Raw genomic sequence first — 12787 nt, 5'->3', positions numbered from 1 at the left:
CGATTGCCTCATGGAGTGATATGAAGCCTCGTTTCAAGGTTTTGCAGTTGCAGCCTGACTACAACGTCAAGCTCAATGATTTCGCTGATCTCGGCGAGCAGATCGTCAAGGCGTTGCCGACGGAGCGATTCGAGGTGACGTCCGCCTTCCTGAGCGGTCGACCGCAGCCGGGCCAGCCGTTGAGCGTGGCGGATCATTCCAAGTATTTCGAGTTTCCCGAGAAGGCCCTCAAAGGCATCCGCCTGGGCGCCATGTGGGAAATCTACAAGTACTGCCGTGAGCAGAAATTCGATGTGGTCATCTGTAACCGCTTCAAGTCGGTGAACATGATGCTGTCGCTCAACCGTTGGTTGAAGATCCCGTTGTGCATCGGCATCTCCCACGGTTTCGGCGAGTACGAACGCGCGTATCGCCGGCGCCAGACGCGCCGTCTGGTCAGCCCGGCCTGGCGGTTTGTGGGGGTGTCGGCGGCGGTCAGGGATTACCTGATCGGCCTCAACTGCGGCTTTACCCAAGAGAACACCACCTTCGTCACCAATGCCATCGATATTCCCCAGGCCGAAGCCTTGCAGTTGCCACGCGAGCAGGCTCGCCAGGCGCTCGGGCTGCCGCTCGACGCGCGGATCATCGGCGCACTGGGGCGACTGGTGCCGATCAAGGGTCATACGCACCTGCTGCAAGCGTTTGCCCGCCTCAAGGATAAGTACCCCGACGTTCAGGTCGGCATCATTGGTTCCGGCCGTGCCGAAGCCGACTTGCGCGCGGACATCGAGCGCCTTGGCCTCACTGGCCGTGCGCACTTGCTGGGCTTTCGCGAGGATGGCCTCAAATATGTACGCGCCTTCGATATTTGGACCATGCCTTCCTTGCTGGAGGGCCTGGGCCTGGCGCTGCTCGAAGGCATGAGTGGACGCCTGCCGGTGATTGCTTCCAACGGGCCGGCCATGCTGCCGCTGGTGGAAGGGGCGGGAGGCTTGTCTCACGAGCCTGGCAATGTCGAGCAACTGACAGCGGCCCTGGACACTTATCTGGCCATGAGCGACGAGCAATTGCGCGCCAAGGGTGAACAGGTATTCCGTTATCTGGAAGAAAACCACGCCCTGGCCGAGTTCCAGCAAAAGTACCTGAACCTCATCGAAACCGGTTTGAAAGAAGTAGGTAGAGCATGACAGCACAACAACCCCTGGTCTCGGTGATCATCGCGTCCTACAACCACGGCCGGTACATCGAGGAGAGCATCCTCAGCGTGCTTGGCCAGACGTACCCTAACATCGAGCTGCTGGTGGTGGATGACGGTTCCAAGGATGACAGTGTCGAGCGCATCCAGCGCCTGCAGGCCGAGCACGGCTTTGATTTCCAGGTGCAGCAGAACCAGGGCCTGACCGCCACGCTCAACGGTGCCATCGCCCGCGCCAAGGGCAGCCTGATCGCGCCCTTCGGCTCCGATGACATCATGTTGCCGGACCGCATCGCCACCCAGGTGGCCTACATGGAAGGGAAGCCGAAGGTGGGCATGTGCGCTGGCAATATCGAGTTGATCGATGGTGACGGCAACCTGCACCCGGAGAAAAAGCAGCGCCGCGACGTACCGTTTCGCAGCCTGGATTTCGACGACATGTTCATGGACCGCAAGCCCTTCCCGCCGGCACCGACCATGTTGATTCGCCGCGAAGTGCTGGAAGAAGTCGGTGGCTTCGACCCATTGATCCCTCTGGAAGACCTGCTGATCCAATTGAAGATCACCGCCGCGGGCTACACCATTGACGCGCTCGGCGTGGTGATGGCGCAGTATCGGCAGCACGCAAGCAACACCTACAAGAACCATCGCTACATGATCCAGAACATTCTCAAGACCTATGCCCATTTCAGCGAGCATCCGGCCTATGACGCGGTGCGCTATAACTTCCTGAACTCGATGTTCCTGAAGACGGCTGATCGTGACCGGCCACTGGCGCGCGAGATCCTCAAGCAGATCCCGCTGAAGTTCTGGGGGCGCAAGACCTTGCGTGGCTTGGTGCGGTTGTACCTGGCGCCCCTCAGGAAATGAGGCGGCGGGGGGTATGAAAAAGGCGACTATCAGCAGTGATAGTCGCCTTTTTTATCAGGTGGCGGGGCTGGTCAATGCCTGCACTTGCGCGCGGATCTTCGCCGTGGCGCCTTGGCTGGCAACGGACGCATAACCTTTGGCCAACTGTTCGAAGTGTGTCTCGAACAACCAGGCGCGGTCCTGTGGGTAGCGCTGCATATGGCGCAGGTTGCGCTGGCGCAACGCGTTGCGCAGCGGCGACGGGAAGATGCGCAGGTCGGCGATATCGATCAGGGCGAACTCACCGTCATCCATCAACAGCACGTTACCCAGGTGCAGCGAGCGGAAGTACACACCGCGCTCATGCAGCTTGGCCATGAACTGACCGAAACGTTCGATCAGCGACTCACGCAGGCTGTTGTCCAGGCCTTGCAGGGCCTGGCGCAGAGTCAGGCCGGGCAGTGGCGCGTAGCTGACGGCAGTGCTGGCATCGCGCAGGCTATAGAGGCCTAGAATCTGCGGCGTGGGGATGCCCAGGGTGCGCAATTGCTCGGCGTTGCTGGCAAACCGCTCGGAGTAGGGGTTGAAGCTGCCCGAGGTGTACCAGTGGCGCGCACGGAAGATCTTCAGGAAGCGGCCGTCGGCCAGGCGCAGGACTTTCGGACCCAGCCCGTCGGCTTCGATCACGTGGGCATTGCTGCACAACTGGTCGAAAGCTGCGGGCTTGAGCGCTTGTACCGGCATGCGCAACAGGCTGTGGCGGCGCTGGGCGATGCTCAGGCCGGCAATGATCGCCAGCGGGATCCACAGCACGAACCAGTGCTCTTTCGGGCGTGACAGGATGCCACCCCCTTCGGTCAGCCCGGCGCCGATGCCATAGGTCAGCAGCGACGAAGCCAGGATGAAGAGTGGCTGGGCGCGTTCTTTCAGGCCCTTGTACAGCCCCCAGCCGATCATGAAGATCCACGGGATAAAGCCGATGATGCCGACGTAATACAACACGCCCAGGGCAAAGCTGTGCGGCTCGCGCAGCTGATAGCCGTCGGACAGGGTCAGGTAGAGCTCGGAGTCGTAGCTGTGGCCGATCCATGGATGTTCGGCAATGCGTTGCAGTGACATGCCCCACAGTTCAAAGCGAAATGAGCTGCCTCGTTCGGTAATGGATTCCGGGTATAGCAGCAGCAATGCAGCAGCCCCCAGGACCAGGCTTGCTATCAGCAGGGCCGAGCGGCGGTTGCGGCTGACGAAGGTCATCCACAGGATGGTCAGTGTCAGGGCTACCAGCGGTGTACGCGAGCCTGTAGCCAGAACCGCCGCGAGCATGACTGCCAGAGCCGGGGCGCTGAACCACAGGACTTTCAGGCGCTGGGTGGTCATGCAGACATACAACCAGTAGACGCAGAAGAAACCGAAAAGATGAGAACTGAGCAGCGGATTGTCGAGAGCGCCACGCCCGCCGATCATGCGCATGCCCGGTTCGAAGCCTTTGACGAACGCCACCAGGTTGCACAGGCTCACCACCAGTGCGATTACAGCCGCACTGAAGAAGATCGGCTTGAACAGTTCGTTGCGGTAATGCAGCAACAGCCCGCAGCCACCAAACAACATGAAGGTATTGAGCGGGCGCTTGAACAGGTCGGTGTCGGTGGTGGGCTCCGGGCTCCACAGCAGGCTGGTCAAGGCCCATGCGGAGAAGACCAGAAAGGCGAGCGCCAGGGGCTCGCGCAGTAACTCTTTCAGCTCCCGGGGGCGCATGCACAACATGAAGAGCGTCGGTACGCTGAACAGGATGTAGACGATTCGATGCAACACGTTGCGGTTGGATACGAAGAACAGCGAACTCAGCAACAGCAACAAGCCAATGGGCAAGATCCACAGGACCAGGAAGTCAAAAACGCGATTTGAGCCATAGATCAGGCGCTTGGAGTGCATACAGTAAAGCCATTCCATTTGAGAAAGCCGACCATCATAAAGTAGTGGCTATATAATGTCGCCGGTTGGAGCCAACCGGTTTGAGGGTCATGCAGGGTGCAAGTACAACAGAGAAGCTGTGCTAAAGTCAGCCTCCTTTTTCAAAACGCCGCGTGATATGACCGACTCCAGTCCGAGCGCAAGCCCTTCGAGCTTGAAAATATACTTCCGCCTGCTCAGTTACGTTAAGCCTTACGCCGGCTTGTTCGCGCTGAGTATCGTCGGATTTCTGATTTTCGCGTCGACCCAGCCCATGCTGGGGTACATCCTCAAGTACTTCGTCGACGGCCTTTCCAACCCTGAAGCCGTGCTATTCCCTACCGTGCCGTACCTTCGGGACCTGCAACTGCTGCAAGCCGTGCCGCTGCTGATCATCCTGATCGCCGCCTGGCAGGGCCTGGGTTCGTTCCTGGGCAACTACCTGCTGGCCAAGGTGTCCCTGGGCCTGGTCCATGACCTGCGCGTGCAGTTGTTCAACAACTTGCTGACGCTGCCCAATCGCTACTTCGACAACCACAACTCCGGGCACCTGATTTCTCGCATCACCTTCAACGTGACCATGGTCACGGGGGCGGCGACCGATGCGATCAAAGTGGTGATTCGTGAAGGCATGACAGTGATCTTTCTGTTCGCCTCGCTGCTGTACATGAACTGGCGCCTGACGCTGGTGATGATTGCCATCCTGCCGTTGATCGCCGTGATGGTGAGCACGGCCAGCAAGAAATTCCGCAAGCAGAGCAAGAAGATCCAGGTGGCGATGGGCGACGTGACCCACGTGGCCTCCGAAACCATCCAGGGCTACCGCGTGGTGCGCAGCTTCGGGGGGGAGGTCTACGAAGAAAAACGCTTCCTCAAGGCCAGCCAGAGCAACACCAACAAGCAACTGCGCATGACCCGCACCGGGGCGATCTACACACCGGCACTGCAACTGGTGATCTACACCGCGATGGCGGTGCTGATGTTCCTGGTCCTTTATCTTCGCGGTGACGCATCGGCCGGTGACATGGTGGCCTACATCACCCTGGCCGGCCTGCTGCCCAAGCCGATTCGCCAGCTCTCGGAAGTCAGCTCCACGATCCAGAAGGGCGTGGCGGGTGCCGAAAGCATTTTTGAACAGTTGGACGAAGAGGTCGAAGTCGACAACGGCACCATCGAGCGCGACAAGGTCAGCGGTCGTCTCGACGTACGCAACCTGAACTTTACCTACCCGGGCACCGAGCGCCATGTGCTCAAGGACATCAGCTTCACCGCCGAGCCTGGGCAGATGATCGCCCTGGTTGGGCGCTCGGGCAGCGGGAAGTCGACCCTGGCCAGCCTGATCCCGCGCTTCTACCACCACGCAAGTGGCGAAATCCTGCTGGATGGTGTCGAGATCGAAGACTACAAGCTGCTCAACCTGCGCAAACACATTGCCCAGGTGACCCAGCATGTGACCTTGTTCAGCGACACGGTTACCAACAACATCGCCTACGGCGACCTGGCGGGTGCGCCTCGGGCGGACGTTGAAGCGGCCGCGGCGGACGCCAATGCCAAGGACTTCATCGACCAGTTGCCCAAGGGCTTCGACACCCAGGTTGGCGAAAACGGTGTGTTGCTGTCCGGCGGCCAGCGCCAGCGCCTGGCGATTGCCCGCGCCCTCCTGAAGAATGCACCGCTGCTGATTCTCGACGAGGCCACCTCGGCCCTCGACACCGAGTCCGAGCGCCACATACAGGCAGCGCTGGACAAGGTCATGCAAGGTCGCACCACCTTGGTGATTGCTCACCGTTTGTCCACCATCGAGAAGGCCGACCTGATCCTGGTGATGGACGACGGTCGAATTGTCGAGCGTGGCACGCACAGTGAGCTGCTGGCACAGAACGGCTATTACGCCCGCCTGCATGCCATGGGCCTGGATGCGCCGATTTCCGCCGACATCACCTGAACCTCCCTGTAGGAGCCGGCAAGCCGGCTCCTTGCAAAACCCTCCCGCAAACCTCCCACAACCCTGTGCTAATATCGCGCCCCTGTTCATTTTGTATGTGGGTTGCTCCATGAAGTTGTCCATGCCGCGATTCGATCAAGCCCCTGTCTTGGTGGTCGGCGATGTCATGCTCGACCGTTACTGGCATGGTGGTACCTCACGGATTTCCCCTGAGGCGCCGGTGCCGGTCGTCAAGGTCGAGCAAATCGAAGACCGTCCAGGTGGCGCTGCCAACGTTGCCCTCAATATTGCCGCGCTCGGCGCCCCGGCCTCGCTGGTCGGCGTGACCGGCGACGACGAAGCCGCCGACAGCCTGGCCAACAGCCTGCGCGGTGCTGGCGTGCGTGCGCAGTTCCAGCGCATTGCCCATCAGCCGACCATCGTCAAGCTGCGGGTGATGAGCCGTCACCAGCAATTGCTGCGTATCGATTTTGAAGAACCCTTCGCCACCGACGCCCTGGCCTTGAGTGGTCAGGTCGATCAGTTGCTGGAAGGCATCAAGGTGCTGGTGTTGTCCGACTACGGTAAAGGCGCCTTGAAAAACCACCAGGAACTGATCCAGGCCGCCAAGGCCCGGGGCATTCCGGTATTGGCCGATCCCAAGGGCAAGGACTTTTCGATTTATCGCGGAGCCAGCCTGATTACGCCGAATCTCAGCGAATTCGAAGCCATCGTCGGCGGTTGCGCCGATGAGCACGATCTGGTGACCAAGGGCGCGACGCTGATGGCCGACCTCGACCTCGGCGCCTTGCTGGTGACCCGCGGCGAGCACGGCATGACCCTGTTGCGCCCCGGCCACCCGGCAATGCACTTGCCGGCACGTGCCCGTGAAGTATTCGACGTCACCGGCGCCGGCGACACCGTGATTTCTACCCTGGCGGCCTCGATTGCCGCCGGTGAAGAACTGCCCCACGCCGTGGCCCTGGCCAACCTGGCGGCGGGCATCGTGGTGGGCAAGTTGGGTACTGCTGCCATCAGCGCACCTGAATTGCGCCGTGCGATCCAGCGCTCCGAAGGCTCGGAGCGGGGCGTGCTGACTATCGAACAATTGCTGCTGGCGATTGACGATGCCCGCGCCCACAACGAAAGCATTGTGTTCACCAACGGTTGTTTCGACATCCTGCACGCCGGCCATGTGACCTACCTGGAACAGGCGCGTGCCCAGGGGGATCGACTGATTGTCGCGGTCAATGACGATGCGTCGGTCAGCCGCCTGAAAGGCCCTGGCCGTCCGATCAACAGTGTCGACCGGCGCATGGCGGTGCTGGCGGGGCTGGGCGCGGTGGACTGGGTGATCAGCTTCCCTGAAGCGACCCCGGAAAACCTGCTGGCCCAGGTCAAGCCGGACGTGCTGGTCAAGGGCGGCGACTACTCTGTCGACCAGGTCGTGGGGGCGGACATCGTCAGCGCCTACGGTGGCAAGGTCAAGGTGCTGGGCCTGGTCGAGAACAGCTCGACCACCGCCATTGTCGAGAAGATCCGCAACAATGAGTAAGCAGGTTCTTGTCACCGGCGGCGCGGGGTTTATCGGCTCGCACCTGGTCGATGCGCTGCTCGCCAAAGGCTACGGCGTGCGGGTACTGGATAACCTCTCCACCGGCAAGCGCAGTAACTTGCCGTTGGACAATTCGCGCGTCGAACTGCTGGAAGGTGATGTGGCCGATGCCGAGTGGGTCGCCCGTGCCGCTGTCGGCGCAGCGGCGGTGGTGCATCTGGCAGCGGTGGCCTCGGTGCAGGCCTCGGTGGATGACCCGGTCAGCACGCACCAGAGCAATTTCGTCGGCACCCTGAATGTGTGCGAAGCCATGCGCAAGGCCGGCGTCAAGCGTGTGGTGTATGCCTCCAGCGCTGCGGTATATGGCAACAATGGCGAAGGGGCTTCGATCGACGAAGAGACCACCAAGGCGCCGCTCACGCCCTATGCGTCCGACAAGTTGGCCGGCGAGCACTACTTCGATTTCTACCGTCGCCAGCATGGCCTGGAGCCGGTGATCTTCCGTTTCTTCAATATCTTCGGGCCACGGCAGGACCCGTCATCGCCGTATTCCGGCGTGATCAGTATCTTCAGCGAGCGCGTGCAACAGGGCGTGCCGATTGCCGTGTTTGGCGATGGCGAGCAAACCCGCGACTTCATGTACGTGGGGGACCTAGTGGATTTGCTGGTGCAGGCTATTGAAGCGCCTGAAGCTCCGCTGGGCGCAATCAATGTCGGCTGGAACCGCACCACCACGCTCAAGGATGTGCTGCGGGCCTTGGAAGACATCGTCGGCAAGCTGCCGGCGGTGACTTACGGGCCGGCACGCTCCGGCGATATCCGGCATTCGCGGGCGAACAACCAGCGGTTGCTGGCGAGCTTCACACTGCCGGAGCCCACGCCGTTGAAGGTGGGCCTGGAGCGCTTGCTCAAAGGCTGAACGCCATCGCTGTGGGAGCTGGCTTGCGTCAGGCCTTGGTTTTTTTCTTCGGCACGATCTTGCGCAGCACCCGCTGGGCCAGGCGTTTCAATTTCGACTCTTTCTCAGGCTCTGCCAGACCTTGCTGGCGCAGCCAATCCTTCCAGCGAATCCGCTCCTCACGAACCAGCCAGCCTTCCTGCTGGGCGAAGCTCTCCGCCAGGTACAAGCCTCGCGTGCTCGCCGGGTACAACTGGTCTTTCTTGACGGTGTACAACTCAGCCTGGGGCTGGCCGTCTTTCAATGGCATCAGGTACAGGTCCGGGCGTTGACGGTCGAGGCGGGCGACCAGTTGGTCGCCTTCGAGGCGTTCGTCCACATGGAACAGGCTCAGGGATTTGGCTTCCTTGGGCACTTCCAGGCGCAGGTCGTAGATCAATTGCAGCGATGCCGTGGGCAGGTGCACATAGGCGCGCGGGCGTTCGATCAACTGGGTGGTGGCGCAGCGCACCGGGCGAGCCGCGCCGGACAGCGGGCTGAGGCGAAAGGGCAGGGCTTCGCGGTAATGCAGGGCGGCGGAGTAGGGGGCCGGCAGCCAGGTGTCGTTGAAGCGCCCGCCGAGCCAGCCTTCCGGCGTCTCCAGCAGGCATTCTTCGGCAATTTCCTGGATGGCGGTGTGCAGCGGCAGGTTCAGCTCATGGGCGGGCACGTAGCCTGAGATCAGCTTGAGTACCACGTCGCCACGGTCCTGGCGGCGCTGGCGCACCAGCACCCAGTAATCCTTGTTTTGCCAATGCAGGGTCAGGCGCACCGACACGCCGAGGTTGGCCAGTTCCAGGGCGAAACGCTCGGGGTCTGCCACCTCCACCGGCTTGCGCCGTTGCAGGGTCTGGGCAAAGTTGAGCGGCATGCCGACGCTCTGGTAGCTCAGGCCTTCGGGGGTGGCTTCGACGTGCAGCGGCAGTGTCTTGAAGTTGCTGGGGTTTTTTCTTATGAGCGTTCGCGGCATGTCGGCTCCTTCTTGCGACGGGGTCGGCCGCGTCGGCGGCATCAGAGTTGACGAATGACCTGGGCAGCGGTCGCCACGTTATGGGCCAGGTGCAGCGGATTAATGGTCCCGACAATAGCACTGGCAACGCCTGTTTGCGCAAACAACAACATGAAACTGGCGCGAATTGGATCCATTCCCGGCTCCAGGCACACGTGGCCGCTGGCCAAGGCCTTTTTCACCAGGATGCCCTTGCCATGGGCCGCCGCATATTCAATGACGGCTTTCTCGGCTTGTTCGTTCAGATTGTAGGTGACCATCGCGCAATCGCCCTGTTCCAGAGCCTTTACGCCGCCCTCGACGGTCTTGCCGGAAAAGCCGAAACCACGGATCTTGCCTTCCTGTTTCAGCGCCGACAGGGTCTGGTAGACCTCGCAGTCATTGAGGATATGCAGGTCGTTACCGTCGGAGTGCACCAGCACCAGGTCGATAAAATCGGTTTCAAGTCGTTTCAAGCTGCGCTCGATCGACATCCGGGTGTGGGCCGCGCTGAAGTCGTGGCTGGACGCGCCATTCTCGAATTCTTCGCCGACTTTGCTGACGATCACCCAGTCTTTGCGCTGGCCCCGCAGCAGCGGCCCCAGACGTTCTTCGCTCATGCCATAGGCCGGCGCGGTGTCGATCAGGTTGATGCCCAGTTCACGGGCCTGGCGCAACAGCATGCGGGCCTCGTCGTCGCCGGGGATCTGGAAGCCGCTGGGGTATTTCACCCCTTGGTCGCGGCCCAGCTTGACGGTGCCCAGGCCCAGGGGTGATACCAGCAGGCCAGTGCTGCCCAGGGGGCGGTGCAGGTCGTGCAGGGTGGGCAGGCTCATGGCAACAGTTGCTCCCAGGCAGGCACGCCGATGGCGGGTCTTGGCAGGTCGGGCAGCGGCTCGCCGACACTTGGGCGGATGCCGTCACGCTCCAGGCTGTTGATCACCCGATCGGCGAAGTCTGGTGCCAGGGCCAATTTGGTCGGCCAGCCCACCAGCAGACGGCCTTGCTCGGCGATGAAGGCGTTGTCGGGCCGGGTCAGGCCCGATTGCAGGGGCTCCGCGCGGTCGACGCGCAGGGTCGCCCATTGGGTCTGGCTCATGTCGATCCAGGGCAGCAACTGCGCCAGCTCTTTTTGCGCCATAGCAATCTGTTCCTGCGGGGTGCGCGCCACACCATCGGCTTCGGCAATATCGCCGCCCATGTACCACACCCAGTTGCCATCGGCCGCCGGGTGAGTGGTAACGGTAATGCGCGGTTTGGTGCCGCCGCCCAGGCAGTGGGCATACAGTGGCTTCAGGCCGGGCCCTTTGGCGATGATCATATGCAATGGGCGTTTTTGCATGGCCGGCTGGCTGATGCCCAGCGCGGTCAGCAGATCCGCCGTACCTGCGCCGGCACTCAACACGATGCGCTGGGCGCGGATCTCGCGACTGTCCACCTTCAAGCCCACCAACGTGTCGCCTTCCAACAACGGTTCGATGTGCTGGCCGGCGAGCAAACCATCGCCGGCCAGTTGGGCCAGGCGTTCGATCAGGCTCGGTACATCGATGACCAACTCGGCAAGGCGGTAGACCTTGCCCTTGAAGCGGCGGTCTTGCAGCGCTGCGGGTAAATCGTCGCCCTTGACCTGATCAACACGGCCACGCACGGCCTTGCTGGCGAAAAAACTGGTGAGGTTGCCGGCGAGCGTGCCGGGGGACCACAGGTAATGCGCCTCGGACAACAAGCGTACGCCGCGCAGGTCCAGCTCACCGCTACCCGCCAGTGCTTCGCGCCAGCGACGCGGCATGTCGGCAATGGCTTCGGACGCGCCGGTGATCGCGCCGTGCAGGGCGTACTTAGCACCACCGTGAATGATCCCCTGGGACTTCACGCTCTGCCCGCCACCCAAGGTGGCGTTTTCCACCACCACCGTGGAAAACCCCTGGCGGCGCAGGCGCGCATTCAGCCAGAGGCCGGCAACCCCGGCGCCGACAATCAGAACGTCGGTGGAAATAACGGATGGCATGGGCGACCTCAGTGTTCAAGACAAGAGGTGCAGTATACAGGCTGTTGAGGAGTGGTCAGTGCCCGGCGGTTTTCGAGAACAGCTGGATCACCACCACGCCCAGCACAATCAGGCCCATCCCCAGCATCGCCGGGATATCCAGCTTCTGCCCGTAGATGAACAACGCCGCGATGCTGACCATCACAATGCCCATTCCAGCCCACACCGCGTAGGCCACGCCCACCGGCACGGTGCGCACCACCAGCGTCAGCATCCAGAACGCCACGCCGTAGCCGACGATCACCAGCAGCAGTGGGATAGGCGTGCTCCAGCCCTTGATGGCTTTCATGGAAACGGTGGCGATCACTTCCGAGCAGATGGCGATAGCCAGATAGCAGTAGGCGGCGTTCATGGGGCAGTCCTCGGATAAAGCGGTCAGTTAAGGCTGGCATTTTAGAGTTATGTCAGATGGGGTAAAGTCATTACCTATCCGAATCAAAGATGGGTTGAGCCATGAGCGTACAGTGGGATCTGGAACGGATGCGTTTGTTTGTCAGCGTCGCCGAGCAGCGTTCGTTTTCGGCGGTGGCGCGCCAGCAGCGCAAGGCTCAATCGGCGGTCAGCAATGGGATTGCCATGCTGGAGGCGGACCTGGGCGTCAGCCTGTTCGAGCGTAGCAGCGGCCGCCAGCCCCGGCTGACCGAAGCCGGCAGTGTGTTGCTGGAAGAAGCGCGCGAAGTGCTGCGCCAGTGCGAGCGACTCAATGGCCGGGCACTGTCATTGACCCGTGGTGAAGAGGCCTGCCTGCGCCTGGCCCAGGATGAAGCCATGCTGTTCCAGCCAGTGCTCGATAGTCTTGAGGCACTGGCCGGGCAGTACCCGTTGTTGGAGGTACAGTTGTCCAGCGCGGCCCAGGGTGATGTGGCGCGCAAGCTGGTGGAGCGCAAGGCTGACCTGGGCCTGCTGTTCTATCACGACCAGATCCCAGAAGCCCTGGAGCGGCGCGTGGTCGGCAGCGTGGAGATGGTCACGGTGTGCGGTGTGAATCACCCGCTGGCCAAGGAAACCTATGTAACGTGCCAGCACCTGGCGCAGTTCCGCCAGTTGCTGATGTCGACCCAGACCAGTGTCTACCCCGGCAGCGAAGCCGCCAGCCCGCTGGTGTGGCGCGCCGACAGTTTCTACGTGCTGGCCGAATGGCTGATGAGTGGCCTGGGCTGGGCCTGGTTGCCGCGGCATATCGTGCAATACCCGACCTACCAGCAACAGATGGTCGAACTGGACAGCGAATGGACGCCGCCGGCCCTGGTGGTCGAGCTGGTCTGGCGGCGCGACGAACATCTGGGGCCGGCAGCGCGCTTCCTGGCCAAACGATTTGCCGAGTGCTTGCAGGCGATCGACTGAAAAAGCCGATAAACTC

At 61.7% G+C, this 12787-nt stretch carries 11 protein-coding genes; 6 read left to right on the top strand and 5 right to left on the bottom strand.

Features of this window, described 5'->3' with window-relative positions; all coding sequences use genetic code 11:
* Window positions 1-20 precede the first annotated feature (20 nt).
* Entirely contained in the window at window positions 21-1169 is a 1149-nt protein-coding gene (locus BM110_RS12000) for a glycosyltransferase (RefSeq protein ID WP_093513450.1), read from the top strand.
* Window positions 1166-2047, top strand: coding sequence for a glycosyltransferase (locus BM110_RS11995; protein ID WP_092246568.1), 882 nt, complete (start codon window positions 1166-1168; stop codon window positions 2045-2047). Before BM110_RS12000 ends, BM110_RS11995 begins: the two co-directional genes overlap by 4 nt.
* A 54-nt stretch (window positions 2048-2101) precedes the next feature.
* Here the strand turns inward: BM110_RS11995 and BM110_RS11990 are convergent, their stop codons facing one another.
* Window positions 2102-3958, bottom strand: a complete 1857-nt coding sequence (locus tag BM110_RS11990; protein ID WP_093513449.1) for a bifunctional O-antigen ligase/aminoglycoside phosphotransferase family protein — start codon at window positions 3956-3958, stop codon at window positions 2102-2104.
* A gap of 157 nt (window positions 3959-4115) precedes the next feature.
* Here BM110_RS11990 and msbA point away from each other — a divergent pair, with 157 nt between their 5' ends.
* From msbA to BM110_RS11975, 3 genes are all read left to right on the top strand, one after another.
* Window positions 4116-5921 carry a lipid A export permease/ATP-binding protein MsbA gene (gene msbA, locus BM110_RS11985; protein ID WP_092246572.1) on the top strand — a complete coding sequence of 602 codons (1806 nt, stop codon included), beginning with the start codon at window positions 4116-4118 and terminating at the stop codon, window positions 5919-5921.
* A gap of 109 nt (window positions 5922-6030) precedes the next feature.
* Complete coding sequence (hldE, locus tag BM110_RS11980; protein ID WP_093513448.1) at window positions 6031-7455, top strand: bifunctional D-glycero-beta-D-manno-heptose-7-phosphate kinase/D-glycero-beta-D-manno-heptose 1-phosphate adenylyltransferase HldE; 1425 nt, start codon at window positions 6031-6033, stop codon at window positions 7453-7455.
* Complete coding sequence (locus BM110_RS11975) at window positions 7448-8374, top strand: NAD-dependent epimerase/dehydratase family protein (protein WP_093513447.1); 927 nt, start codon at window positions 7448-7450, stop codon at window positions 8372-8374. The genes hldE and BM110_RS11975 overlap by 8 nt, the downstream gene beginning before the upstream one ends.
* Window positions 8375-8402: 28 nt before the next feature.
* Here BM110_RS11975 and BM110_RS11970 read toward each other — a convergent pair whose 3' ends face one another.
* Genes BM110_RS11970 through BM110_RS11955 form a run of 4 tightly spaced genes read right to left on the bottom strand, consistent with a single transcriptional unit; the run spans window position 8403 to window position 11779 of the window.
* The gene (locus BM110_RS11970; RefSeq protein ID WP_071492298.1) at window positions 8403-9362 is read right to left on the bottom strand and encodes a metal ABC transporter ATPase; all 960 of its coding nucleotides are present in this window, start codon (window positions 9360-9362) and stop codon (window positions 8403-8405) included.
* A gap of 41 nt (window positions 9363-9403) precedes the next feature.
* Window positions 9404-10216, bottom strand: a complete 813-nt coding sequence (locus tag BM110_RS11965) for an aldo/keto reductase (RefSeq protein WP_092246578.1) — start codon at window positions 10214-10216, stop codon at window positions 9404-9406.
* Window positions 10213-11388 (bottom strand): NAD(P)/FAD-dependent oxidoreductase, encoded by a 1176-nt coding sequence (locus BM110_RS11960; protein ID WP_092246580.1) that lies wholly within the window; start codon window positions 11386-11388, stop codon window positions 10213-10215. Before BM110_RS11960 ends, BM110_RS11965 begins: the two co-directional genes overlap by 4 nt.
* Window positions 11389-11443: 55 nt before the next feature.
* The gene (locus BM110_RS11955) at window positions 11444-11779 is read right to left on the bottom strand and encodes a DMT family transporter (RefSeq protein WP_012721885.1); all 336 of its coding nucleotides are present in this window, start codon (window positions 11777-11779) and stop codon (window positions 11444-11446) included.
* A 101-nt stretch (window positions 11780-11880) separates the two neighbouring features.
* Here BM110_RS11955 and BM110_RS11950 point away from each other — a divergent pair, with 101 nt between their 5' ends.
* The gene (locus BM110_RS11950; RefSeq protein ID WP_093513446.1) at window positions 11881-12771 is read left to right on the top strand and encodes a LysR family transcriptional regulator; all 891 of its coding nucleotides are present in this window, start codon (window positions 11881-11883) and stop codon (window positions 12769-12771) included.
* The last annotated feature ends 16 nt before the right edge of the window (window positions 12772-12787 follow it).

Origin of the sequence: Pseudomonas sp. NFPP28, from assembly GCF_900115535.1 — a bacterium.
GTDB classification, from domain to species: Bacteria; Pseudomonadota; Gammaproteobacteria; order Pseudomonadales; family Pseudomonadaceae; genus Aquipseudomonas; species Aquipseudomonas extremorientalis.
The sequence above is the reverse complement of the archived record's forward strand: the minus strand, read 5'-3'. Positions and strand labels throughout refer to the sequence as shown.